The sequence below is a fragment of the Nocardia coffeae genome (assembly GCF_019890715.1).
In the GTDB taxonomy this organism is placed as follows: Bacteria; Actinomycetota; Actinomycetes; order Mycobacteriales; family Mycobacteriaceae; genus Nocardia; species Nocardia jiangxiensis.
The window spans coordinates 130253-143270 of the sequence record NZ_JAINZY010000014.1 but is presented as its reverse complement, the minus strand read 5'-3'; the positions used below and the strand labels follow the sequence as shown (position 1 = coordinate 143270).

Here is a 13018-nt window from a genome sequence, read left to right as displayed (position 1 = left end):
GACATCCACGATGACCACCACATTCGCCGTCCCCGACAACACCACCGCCGCCCGGATCGATAACCGCGCCACCTATATCAGCTTCGGACTCGCCTACGTCATCGGACACGGCACCGCGGCCCTGTCCCGCGGCGACGACCCGCTGGTCGAGCTGCCCGGGTGGCTACCGACGACCCTGCTGTTCCTCGGCCTCGCGATCGGCACCGTCTTCGCCACCATCGCCGCCCTGCGCTCCCAGCAGGGAGCCACCCGACCGGAAGTACTCAGCGCCAGGCTTCTGGGGCTCGCCTGGATCGTGGCGTTCGCCGCCTTGTTCCTGGCCATCACCGGCCTCACGGCCAGCATCGACGCCCCCGACCTGGCCACTGTGCTGTGGCCCGCAGGTTCGGGCCTCATGGTCGGATTGATCTACATCGCCGAAGGCGCCCACCGCCGCAACACCCTGCACTACGGCCTGGGCGCCTGGCTGGCACTGGTTTCCGCCTTCGCGTGCTTCTGCACTCCTCCCGGCTTCTTCACCATCCTGGCCGTCCTCGGCGGCGGCGGATACGCCCTTGCGACCATTCTGGAATCCCGCCGTCTCGCCAACGAATGATCCTGTAGCACAACATCATCGGAGGTCGACCCCGTGGACCGTCACGGCATCCGCACATCGGTGCCGCATCGTCATCGGCCGCTCTCCGCACTTGCCGGAGAGCGGCCGATGACATCGGTCGATGTCCGTTCATCCTGGGCGGCAGGGTGTTTCGACGGAATCCGATACCGTCGGGCGGCCGAACCGTCCGGGCATGGTCTGGCAGACTTTTACGGAGACCTCGAGTGCGAGGCGATGATCTGCACGGGAGGGCGGGGAACGGTATGTCGAGTCGTGTGGTGGGTCGGGCTCGCGCGGATGGTGGCGTATTCGGTGACGTCCTCATCGAACGTGCCGAAGCGAGGGTCGCGACCTGGCTCGAATCGGATACGTCGAGGGTGTTCACGATCGAACGCCGAGGGCAGCGGACTCGCCGGAATGTGCCCATCGGAACGCGGGACGAGAATTTCCTGACCGCCGATCTGGCCGGAGAGCCGGTCGCGATTCATCCGGGCAGCGGCCGGATCGTCCGGCGGACGTACCGAATCGTCGTCGAATACCGTTCCAGGACTGTCAGTTTCGGCCCGAAAGATCTCACGACGTGCAGATTCGTCGACGGAAGTCCGCAGGAGATAGAAAAGCAGTTCTGCTTGCTCACCGCCTATACGGACGGCAGCGTGGGCATCGAATGGGCTCTGCCGGTGCGGATCTCAGTGCTGAAACGAACGGTGATCCCGCCGGAGCCCACGGGCGAGGACATTCTCATCGCCTGTGGAGTCGCCGCCGCGTTTGGGACGGGATCGTTGTCGTTGACCTCCATCGCGATGGGCCTGGTGTCGTCGGTATTTCCCACCTGAGCGCGCGCTGATCTCAATCGGCGTGTGTGCGAATGCGATCCGCTGCCTCGTCCAATGCGGCGGTGCCGGGCTTGTGCCGGGTCAGGGTGGGCAGGACGAGCAGGCGTTCGCCGTCGGGGCGGCGGTGAGTGCGCAGGGGGGTCTGCAGGTGGGGGCGGGGGCCTACCTCGAGGAATATCGTTTCGGTTCGGGCGGCGCGTTCGGCGGCTTGCCGCAGCAGGGTGGTGGTGACGAAATGTTGCGTCCAGTACTCGACGTCCAGGCCATCGGCGTCGATGTGGTCGCCGGTCACCGTGGAGATCATCGGAATGGTGGCCGGGGCGGTCTGCACGTGATCCATCTGCTGTCGGAACACGACGCCGACACCCGCCATGAGCGTCGAGTGGTAGGGATACGGAAATTCCTCGAGTATGCGGTAGTACACGCCCTCACGGGCGAGTTGGGTGCCCAGGTCGTCCAATGCGGCACCGGTGCCCGCGAGCAGTACGCCGCCCTCGGACATGACGACGGCGATCTGGATGTCGCCGTGCGAGCCGGCGACGATGTCCTGTGCGCGCTCCTGGGAGATGGCCGCGGTCGCAGTTCCGCCGATTCCGTTGGCGGCCTTCAGCGCGAGTGCCGAGGCGGCGACGAGTCGGCACGCTTCGGGCAGGGCGAGGATCCCCGAAGCCGTCGCGGCGGCGTATTCACCGAAGCTGACGCCGACGGTCACCGAGGGAGCGATACCGCGTTCGGCCAGTGCGCGGATCAGTCCGAACTGGACCGCGAAGATCGCGGGTCCACCGAGTGTGAGGTTCCGATAGTCGCCGGTCCGTGCGGATTTCAACTGCTCCTCGACGGACCAGTCCAGGTGGTTGTCGAAATGTCCGGACACCTCGTGCACCGCGGCCCGGAACGTCGCGTCCTCGTGCATCAGCGCCACCCCCATGCCTTCCCACAGGGCGCCGTACCCGGAGAAGATATAGGCGACGCGGCCGGCCGGACCGTCGATAGCTGTCATGGCTCGATGCTCCTTCGAAATATCATGTGACGCAGACCTTCTCGTCATCACCGGCGGAATCGTCGGAGGTTGGCGGCGCGGGTTCGCCGGATCTGCGCCGCCCCCGCACGACCGGCCACCAGTTCCGCGAGCCCAGCAGTGCCGCGGTCGCCGGGACCACGATGGTCCGCACCACCATGGTGTCGATGATCAGACCGATGCCGATGGTGAAGCCGACCTGTGCGGTGTTGCCGACCGCGGCCGCGGTGAGCGCCAGCATGGTGATCGCGAAAACCGCACCGGCAGTGGTGATCACACCACCGGTCGAAGTCACCGCCTGGATGATGGACGATCGGGGCGAACCGCGCAGACCGGTGCTCGATTGCAGCATCCGGTCCCGCACTCGCGAGGTCAGCAGGACGTTGTAATCGGCGGCCACCGCCACCAGGATGATGAACGCCAGTGACGGCACTGCCCAGTGCAGTGGCCGGTGCAGCAGGTGCTGCCAGATCCCGACGCTCAGTCCCAGTGCCGCGCCGAACGACAGGATCGCCGAGCCGACCACGTAGAGCGGCACCACCAGACTGCGCATCAGTGCCGCGATGACCAGGAGGGCGAGCAGGCTCGCGAGGACGACGATGGTCGCGAAATCGCGCAGCGCCATCGACCGCAGGTCCCGGTAGGTGGGTGTGAGGCCGGTGGTCTCGACCGCCGCAGCGCGCAGATCCGTTCCGCGCACCGCCTGCTTCGCGGTGTCCAGGATCGTGCCCGTGCGATCCATCGCCTGCGTGCTGAACGGATCACCGGAATCGGTGACGATCATGCGGGCCATCCGGCCGTCCGGCGAGATGAACAGTCCCATGGCCGTCTGCAGATCGGGCCGGGACATGGCCCACTGCGGAATGTAGAAGCCTCCGGTGTTGCCGGCGTTGGTGTTCCTGCGCAGCTCGCTCAGATAGTCCGACGCGGACTTCAGGCCGGTCTGCAGCCGGGTCAGCTGCGAGGTCATCAGGTTGACGCCGTCGTCGACCCGGGTGGACCCGTCCGCGAGGCGACCGCTGCCCGCCACGAGCTGGTCGGTGCCCGCGTCGAGTTGGTGCAGGCCGGTGTCGAGTCGGCGCTGACCGTCCAGCAGCGCGCCCGCGCCGTCACCGGCTCGGGTCAGTCCGTCGTCCAGTTGTGCCAGGCCGTCGGCCAGGCGGCGGTTGCCGTCCGCCACCTGCTGAACACCGCTCTGTAGCCGCTGGGCGTTGGTCAGCGCCTGTCCGGCCGGGGTCGAATCGAGAAATGCCAGTAGCGATTTCGATGCCGCGCACATCGGCTGCGCGTCGCAGTTCGGCGTCGTGGCCGTTTGCTGCCGGAGTGCGGCGAGATTGCTCTGCGGGGTGTTCAGGAAGGCCAGGGCCTGCCCGACACCGTCCGCCAGCTGGCGCGAGCCCTGGGTCAGCTGATTCGCGCCGTCCCGCAGTTGCTTCGTGCCCGAACGCGCTGCGATCAGGCCGTTGTCGAGTTGCACGTCGCCGTTCACCAGTTGCCCCGAACCGGCGACGGCCTGCTTCATCCCCGCGCTGAGTTGCTGTGAGCCCTGGTGCAGGGCCGCGGCGCCATCGGCGAGTTGGCCGGTGCCGTCGGTCAACTGATGGATCTGCGGCTGTGCGGCGGCGAGCTGGACCACACCGCCGGACAATCCGTCGGCCACGACTCCGGCCTGATATCCGAGCGAACTCTCCGGGATCGTCTCACCGAGCGGTCGGCTGATCGACTGCACCGAGATCACCCCGGGCACCTTCGCCACGGCGGCCGACACCGATTCCAGCGCGGCGAAGTCCTTGGTGTTGCGCAGGTCGTGATCGGCTGTGACAGTGACGTATTCGGGCAGCAGGATATTGCCGCGGTAGTGCTTGGCGACGATGTCGTAGCCCCGGTTGCTGTCGGTGGTGGCGCGCTGGGCCTGCCGCTCGTCGTAGCTCAGATGGATGGTCGGGATGACCGCGGCCAGCAGGATGAGCCCGCCGAGCGAGAACGCCAGTGCGCGACCGGGACGCCGCACCGTCCGCACCGCGATCCAGCGCCAGTACCGCGATCTGCCGGACTGTTTGCGCGGTTCGAGCATGCCGAGCCGGATCGCCAGGGCGATCATCGCCGGGGTCAGCGTGAGAGCGGCCAGGAGTGTGACGAAAACGCCTATCGCACAAGGCAGGCCGACGGTGCGGAACAGGCCGATCCGGGTCACCGACATGCCCGCGCAGGTGAGCGTCACGAGCAGGCCGGATGCCAGGATCACCGCGGCGATCCGCGGGAAACTCGTCGTCATCGCCTCGGTCGGGGACGCACCGGTCCGGCGGGCCTCGTGGTAGCGGCTGATCAGGAAGATCGCATAGTCGGTGCCCGCGCCCAGGACGATCGCCGACAGCAGCGAGACCGAGAAGATCGACAGCGGCATCCCGTGCATGCCGAGGACGGCCGCCGTCCCGTTCGAAACCGCAAGGGCCAGACCGATTGTGGCCAGCGGTATCGCGACCGCCGCCGGTGATCGGTAGACGGCGAACAGCACCAGCATGATGCACAGCACGGTGAGTGCGGTGACGAACGGGAGCGAGGATTCGATGCCGGAGAACTCGTCCGAGATCGTGGCGGCGGGGCCGGTGGTCAGGACCGTCAGGTTCGGCGGGCGGGCGAGGCCGTCGATCGTGGCGCGGATGGCGTTCACCGACGCGATGGACGCGGAAGTGCCGGAGTCGCCGACCAATCGGACGAGTGCGTAGGTCGTGGTCTTGTCCGCGCTCAGCGCTGCCGGTGCGGTCGTCGGGTTGCCCCACAGGTCCTGCAGGGACTGGACGTGCGCGCTATCGTGCCGCAGGGCGGCGACGAGTTTCCGGTAATAAGCGCGATCGTTATCGTTCAGCCCCCCTTCGCGATTCAATACCACATACGCGGAACCGGACGAAGTGGACTCGTGGAACGTGATTCCCATGTTCTGCAGTGCGCGTACCGCAGGTGCATCTCTGGGGATGAAATCCGCCGAATGGTTCGAGGCGACCGAACTGATTTGCGGGACAGCGATGTTCAGTATGCCCGCGAGTACGATCCAAACGCCGATCACGAACAGCGGACGTTTGCGAGCTACCCGCCCGAAACTCTCGATCAGGTCGAATGGGACTTTCATGCGATTCCCGTCAGTGGGAATAGCGGCAGCCCCGAAGCGGCGCCGACCGGGGTACGTTCGTCTGTTACGGACGCTGTCAACTGCACGTATGCCCAAGTGAGACAGCGATCTTGGCACAGCATGAACCCCACCCTACGTGAGGGTGTTCACATCTGTCGCCGCCTCCACGAATTCGGCGAAACGTGTGGACAACACAGGGCAATCCATCCGATAATTCTGCGGTCAGTCAGTTTCCAGACACACTTAGTGGGGGCCATGGTTGCCATCGCCATAATCGGAATCGGTTGCCGGTATCCCGGAGGCATAGTGGATTCGTCCAGTTTCTGGGATTTTCTGGTGCGCAAGGGAGATGCGGTCACCGAGATCCCGGACCTGCGATGGGATGTCGACCGTTACTACGACCCCGACCCGGAGGCTCCGGGCCGGATGTACACCCGGCATGCATCATTCGTCGATGAACCATTCGCGCGATTCGACTCGGACTTCTTCGGTATCTCCCGGCGGGAGGCCGCGACCCTCGATCCGCAGCAGCGGCGGTTGTTGCAGGTGTCCTGGGAGGCACTCGACGACGCGGGCGTCGCCGGGCACGTGAGCGGCGGCTCGGTCGGGACGTTCATCGGCGGCTTCACCAACGACAACGCGGTGGGCAAGGCCGGGTCGCACGCGCTGGATCGGATCGACAACTTCGCGGCCACCAGTTCGTCACAGACGTTGCTGTCCAACCGGATCGCGTACACCTTCGACCTGCACGGGCCCAGCCTGACCGTCGATACCGCGTGTTCCTCCTCGCTCGTGGCCACCCATCTCGGTGTGCGCGCGATCGCCGACGGGGAATGCGATATCGCACTGGTCGGCGGCTCGAACGTGATCTTCCAGCCCGAGACGTTCATCACGATGTGCAAGGGCCGGTTCCTGTCCGTGGACGGTCGATGCAAGTCCTTCGACGCCTCCGCCGACGGTTACGGCCGTGGTGAGGGCGTCGGCGTCGTCGTGCTCAAGAACCTGGAAAACGCTGTGCGCGACCGGGATCGGATCTACGCGGTGATCCGCGGCAGCGGGGTGAACCAGGACGGTCGCACCCTCGCGCTGCCGGTCCCCAATCCGGATTCGCAGTACGCGCTGGCCCGCAAGGTGGCCGCGGAGGCCGAAATCGACCCTGCCCTGGTCGGTTACGTCGAGGCGCACGGCACCGGCACCGGCGTGGGCGACCCGCTCGAAGCCTCCGCGCTCGGCCGCGCCTACGGGATGGCCGAGGGCCGCACCCGTGCGCTGCGCATGGGTTCGGTGAAGAACAATTTCGGCCACACCGAGGCCGCGGCCGGGGTGGCCGGACTGATCAAGGCGGCGCTGACGGTGCGGGAGGGTCGCGTCGCGCCGCAGGCGTATCTGGAGAACCCCAACCCCGAGATCGCGTTCGAGGAGCTGCGCCTGACCGTGCCGCTCGAGGTCGAGGATCTCGACGGAATTCACGCCGGTGTCAACAGTTTCGGATACGGCGGCACCAACGCGCACGTGCTCGTCGAGCGCGCTCCGGAACCGGTGCACGGCGACGAGGCCCGGGACACGGTTCGGGTGTTCCCGGTCTCCGCCCGGAGTGAGGAATCGCTGCGACGGCTCGCGCGAGGGTACGGCGATCTGCTCAGGTCGCCCTCCGGCGTCGCCGAACCAGCCTCTCCGACAGCCGATTCGCCGACCGTCGATGCCGCCAGTGGTGGCGGCGTGGTCGACGTGCCGCGGGTCAAGGCCGCGGTGGTGCGGCGTCGCGCGCATCACCACCTCCGGCGGGGATTCGTCTACCGCGATGCCGAAGACCTTGTGGCGCAGCTGGATTCGTTCGCGTCCGGAGAAGGTAAGATCGGCGACCGAGTGCTGGTCGAAGGTTTGCGCTCCCCGGTGTTCGTCTTCAGCGGTATGGGTCCGCAGTGGTGGGCGATGGGCCGCACGCTGCTCGTCGAGTCCGGCCGGTTCCGGGATACCGCCCAGGCGATCGATGCCGAGTTCCGGAAGATCGCCGGCTGGTCGATCCTGGACGAGATGCTCGCCGACGAGGACGACTCCCGCATCGCCCGCACCGATATCGCACAGCCCGCCAACTTCCTGATTCAGGTGGCCCTGGTGGATCACCTGGCGCAGTGGGGAGTTCACCCGGCGGCGGTCGTCGGGCACAGTGTCGGTGAGGTTTCCGCGGCCTACGTCAGCGGTGTGCTGTCGCTGACCGACGCGCTGACCGTCGCCTACCACCGCTCCCGCCTGCAGGCGCAGACCGCCGGCAGCGGCGGCATGCTCGCGGTGGGATTGGGTCCGGACGAGGCGCGTCAGCGTTTCGAGCGATTCGGTGACGCGGTGTCCATCGCCGCGGTCAACGGCGCCACCGCGGTGACGCTCGCCGGACTCGAGGGCCCGCTCGAGGAGTTGCGTGAGGAGCTGACCGGTGAGGGCATGTTCGCGCGGCGGCTGCGCGTCGAGGTGCCGTATCACAGTCATCTCATGGATCCGATCCTCGGCGAGCTCGCCGAGGTGCTGTCGGGTCTGACCCCGCGCGAGCCCACCGTGCCGGTCTACTCGACGGTGACCGGCGGTCTGTTCGACGCCCGCGAATTCGCCGATCCCGGCTACTGGTGCCGCAACGTTCGCGACACCGTCCGGTTCGCCGACGCGATCGACGCGCTGATCGACGAGCGGTTCCGCGTCTTCCTCGAGGTGGGGCCGCACCCGGTTCTGGTCGGCAACATCCGCGAGGCGTTCGTGCGGCACAGCGTGAGCGGCGCCGGTATCGGCACGCTGCATCGGGACGAGGACGCGGAGTCGGCGGCGCTGGCCGCGCTCGCCGAGCTCTACCGGGTCGGTGCGGTCGACACTCCCGGCGAGGCCGCGATGTACCAGGACACGAAGATCGCGCACCTGGACCTGCCGCCGTATCCGTGGCTGGATCTCGAGATGTGGGAGGAGAACATCCGCACGGTCCGTGCCCGGCACGGCGATCCGAACCGGTACGCGCTGCTCGGCGACCGCACCGATTCGCTGGAATCGGAATGGGAACTCACCCTGGCTCCGGCCAACCTGCCGTGGCTGCGTGATCACAACGTCGGCGGTGCGGTCGTGCTGCCGGGCGCGGGATATATCGACGCGGCCCTCGCGGCGGCGCGGCAGCGCAGCAGCCACGACCAGTGCGGTGTGGACGCCCTCGCGTTCGTCGCGCCGCTGATCGTCTCCGAGCACGACGTGCCGGTGATGCGCGTGGCCGTCGAGAACGCCGCCAAACGCCTGTCGATCAAGGCGCGATCCGGGCACGGGGATCTGTGGACCCAGCACGCCTTCGGTCGGCTCGTCGAGATGGAGTCCGGGTCCTACCAGCTCGCCGTACCGGCCGAGGAGCCCGGCGACATCGCCTTCGACCACGATGAGATCTACGCCGCGATGGATGCGCTCGGCCTGGCCTACGGGCCCGCGTTCCGGCGGATCCGGCGGGCCCGGGTCCGGGGCACGACCTGTGTCGCCGAGCTGGACACCCGCGGCCTCGTCGAGGGCGGTTCCGTCCCCGACGCACCGCACGTCGTACACCCGGCACTGACCGATGCGGCGTTCCAGTGCGCCGCGGTGCTGCTCGCCGCGAGCAGTTCCGCGCAGAGCACCCGGGCCGTCGCACACGTTCCCGCCGCCGTGGACCGGGTGCGGTTGTTCGGGCCGATCCCCGACGAACTGCTCGCGGTCGTCTCGGTGGTATCGACCGAGCCGCTGCGCGTGGACGCCTTCCTGACCGATCGGAACGGTGAAGTCGCGCTCGCGCTCTACGGCGCGGAATTCGCACCCATCGGCGTCGCGCCCGATCCGCTGGACGACCTCGAGCGCCTGTTCTACGAGCGGCGCTGGGAGGACCTGCCCGCACTGCCGCCGAACGATCAGAGCCGGGCGATCAACGTGGCGGTCACGATCGGCTCGCCCGCCGAGACCGTGCTGTCGGGGATGACCCAGGGGCCGATCGAACCGCTTCGGATCGCCTGGGACACCGATCCCGACGACACCGCTGCGGTGGACGCGGCGACCAAGCAGCTCACCGAGGCCCTGGCCCGTGACGGCTATCTGCGGATCGGCCTGGCCGCCGGGCCCGGATACGACGCCGCCGAACTCGCCTACCGCGTAGTGGCTTTCGCACGCGTGGTCAGCGCCGCCTCCGCCGAACGGCTCGATGGCGACCTGGCCGACTTCGATGTGCGGGTGGTCATCGTGACCACGAACGGCATGGTCGGGCCGGGCGATACCGAACTCGATCCGGCGCACGCCGCCCTCGTCGGGTTGCGTCGCACGCTCGCCCAGGAGCAGAACCCGATCGGCTGGGCGGCGATCGACACCGACGGTTCGGTGAGCTCCGAATCCCTTGTCGCCGAACTGATTCGGGGAACGACCGCCGAGTCGGACGAGATCCGGTTGCGCGGCGAGGTCCGATCGGCCGAACGCGTGCAGCGCTCGGCCGCGGAGTTCGTCGAGCAGTGGGACGTGCCGAACCAGCTGTCCAGCCCCGACGAGGCGTACGAGGTGGTGCTGCCGCGCACGCGGTTGCTCAAGGACCTCACCCTGCGCGCGTGCGACCGGGTCGCGCCGGGCCCGCGCGAGGTGGAGGTCCGAGTCGAGACGATCGGCCTCAACTACAAGGACCCGCTCAAGGTGCTCGGCATCCTCACCGAGCGGCAGCTGTCCGGCACCTACTTCGGCACCGTCCCGGGGATGGAGGGGTACGGAGTCGTCACCCGGGTCGGGTCCGAGATCACCGATATCGAGCCCGGCGACGCGATGGCTGTGGCGACTCGCGGACTGTTGCGCCGATACACCCTCCTCGATGTCGACGGCGGCGGTGCGTGGGTGCGCGCTCCGCGGGCGGTTCTCGGCGACCATCAGGAACTGGACCCGTTGGCCATCGGCTCGGGGCTGCCTTACATCACCGCCTACTACTCGCTGCGCACGCTCGCGGATCTCGGGCCCGGTGACAGCGTGCTGATCCACGGCGCGGCCGGTGGCATGGGGATGGCCGCCGTGCAGGTGGCCGCGAGCCTCGGGGCGACGGTGTTCGCGACGGCCGGTTCCGCGGAACGTCGTGCGGCAGCGGTGGATATCGGCGCGACCCATGTGCTGGATTCGCGGTCGTCGAGCTTCGTCGACGAGGTGCTCCGGCTCACCGACGGTCGCGGCGTGGACGTCGTCTACAACTCGATGCCGGGTGAGGTGATCAGTCAGGACTTCACGGTCGCCGCGGAATTCGGGCGGATCATCGAGATCGGCAAGGCCGATGTCTACTTCGGCGGCACCGTGGACCTGCGGCCGTTCAACCGGAACCTGAGCTTCTACTCCATCGATATGGACCGGCTGCTCGCGCAGCGACCCGAGCGTTTCCGGCAACTCATGCAGGAATGCGTCGTCGCGCTGGCTCAGGGCAGCGTCAAACCGCTTCCGTACGTGCGATTCCCGATCACGGAGCTGTCCACCGCCTTCGAGACGGTGCTGCGCGCGTCGCAGGTGGGGCGTGTCGTGGTCGACCTGCGCACCGACACTCCCGAGGTGCTGCCGCAGCGTCCGGCGGCGTTGTCGGTCCGGCCCGACGCGACCTACCTGATCACCGGTGGTTTCGGCGCGTTCGGTCTGGCGACGGCGCGTGCCCTGGTGCAGCGTGGGGCGACCCGGCTGGTACTGGTCGGTCGCCGCGGGGTCGGCAGCGACGACATCCGTCGGCAGCTCGAGGTACTGGCCGCGCGGGGTGTCGACGTGGTCTGCGAATCCGCCGACGTCAGTGATCCGGCCTCGGTAGGGCGGCTCCTGGACACGACCGCGGATCCCGAACGCCCGCTGCGCGGCGTGTTCCACACCGCCGGAGTGATCGCCGACGAACCGGTGGCCGATATCAGCGCCGCGACGATCGGTTCGGTGTTCGCGCCCAAGGTCGGCGGGGCGCAGGCACTCGATGCCGCGACCCGTGAGCGTGGTCTCGACCTCGACGCCTTCGTGCTGTACTCCTCGATCAGCGCGATCACCGGGACCATTCCGCAGGCCTCCTATGTCGCGGCGAACACCACACTCGATGCGTTCGCCGCCGCGCGCCGCGCCTCGGGATCGGCTGTGACATCGGTGAACTGGGGCGCGATGGCCGGCGGCGGTATGGCCGAGGCATCCCTCGCGGTCACCAAATATCTCGAAATGCTCGGATTCAACCCCCTCGACCTGGACCGCGGCGCCGGTCTGCTGTTCGATGCCGCCCGGTTCGGGCAGTCGAATCTCATGCTCGCCGATGTGGATTGGGCGACGTGGCGGGGCAGTAACCGGGTGGCCGCGAGCAGTGGCCGATTCGAAGAGGTCGTCGACGAGGTTCCGGAGTCGCAGCAGGCCGCGGCGGCTCGCCAGATGCTGTTGAATCTGCCGCCCGAGGAGCGGGCGCCCGCGGTCATCAAGGTGATCGTCGAGCAGTTGTCCGAGGTACTGGGCGTCGAGGCGGAGAGTATCGACACTCGCGGGCCGATCGCGGATCTCGGCATCGATTCGGTGATGGGTGTCGAGTTCGGCGCCCGGGTGCAGAAGCAACTCGACGTACAGATGAGCGTCTTCCAGTTCACCGGGGATCTGACCATCGAGTCGATCGCCGCTCGCGTGGTGAAGCTACTGGAGCAGGAACAGGAGAAGGCGTGAGTAATAAGTCCACGGCGCTGGAGAAATGGTGGTTTCCGACCGCGGATTACCGCGGGAGGCGGCCGTCGGTGTGGTTGTTCGGCGGCGCGGGCGTCGAGCAGGCGTGGACGGCGAATCCGCTGATTCCGCTCATCGGTGACTACGACTTCGCGGTGTGGCGGATGCCGGGCCGGAGCGTGCGCAAGGACGAGCCGGATCCGACCAGCCTGCGTGCGGTCGGTCGGGAGATCGCCGAATCGATCGCCGAGATCGGCGCGGTCCGGCCGGTGCTGTCCGGGCTGAGTTTCGGTGGCCTGCTCGCCTTCGTCGCCACTCAGGAACTGGAGAAGCTCGGGGTGCAGGTCGGCCGGTTCGTGCCGATCGTGAGCGCGTGTCCCAACGAATGGCGGATGGGTGCGGTCTACGCGTGGCTGAACGGCGGTCCGATCAGGTACACCAAGCGGCGTCTCGCCGCGGCGGACAAGGCCGGGAAGTTGCCGCCCGAACTCAGCGGTGCGAACCGAGAGGTGATGCAGCGCCCGTACGTCGCGGATCTCACCGCGGGTTTCCGGGAATGGTCGCATTCGGTGATCAAGACGTCGATCACCGATATTTCGGCGTCGGACGAGCAGCGTCTGCACCTGTCCAGCCTCACTCGGTGGCGGCCGTACACCCGCGGAGAATTCGATTCGATCACCTCCACGGGCGGTCATTTCTTCTACCGTGAGCATCCGGAGGTGGTGTCGCGCGTCTTCGATCGGGAGTCGGAGATCGCCTACAGCGGCGGCTTCTGA

General features: G+C 67.7%; 6 protein-coding genes. 4 read left to right on the top strand and 2 right to left on the bottom strand.

Annotated features, from left to right (window positions below):
* The first annotated feature begins 10 nt into the window (after window positions 1-10).
* Together K7711_RS36805 and K7711_RS36800 are read left to right on the top strand one after the other, a co-directional pair.
* Entirely contained in the window at window positions 11-595 is a 585-nt protein-coding gene (locus K7711_RS36805) for an ABC transporter permease (protein WP_222975698.1), read from the top strand.
* Window positions 596-1014: 419 nt separating this feature from the next.
* A complete protein-coding gene (locus K7711_RS36800) occupies window positions 1015-1431 on the top strand; it encodes a hypothetical protein (RefSeq protein WP_222975696.1) in 417 nt (138 codons plus the stop codon).
* A gap of 13 nt (window positions 1432-1444) precedes the next feature.
* On the opposite strand, the gene K7711_RS36795 is transcribed toward K7711_RS36800, so the two are convergent.
* Entirely contained in the window at window positions 1445-2431 is a 987-nt protein-coding gene (locus K7711_RS36795) for an acyltransferase domain-containing protein (protein ID WP_222975694.1), read from the bottom strand.
* Between the two features lie 22 nt (window positions 2432-2453).
* On the bottom strand, window positions 2454-5576 hold the full coding sequence (locus tag K7711_RS36790) for an MMPL/RND family transporter (protein WP_222975692.1): 3123 nt from the start codon (window positions 5574-5576) through the stop codon (window positions 2454-2456).
* A gap of 255 nt (window positions 5577-5831) precedes the next feature.
* Between K7711_RS36790 and K7711_RS36785 the strand changes: the two genes are divergently transcribed.
* Window positions 5832-12245, top strand: a complete 6414-nt coding sequence (locus tag K7711_RS36785; protein WP_222975690.1) for a type I polyketide synthase — start codon at window positions 5832-5834, stop codon at window positions 12243-12245.
* Entirely contained in the window at window positions 12242-13018 is a 777-nt protein-coding gene (locus K7711_RS36780) for a thioesterase II family protein (RefSeq protein WP_222975688.1), read from the top strand. The genes K7711_RS36785 and K7711_RS36780 overlap by 4 nt, the downstream gene beginning before the upstream one ends.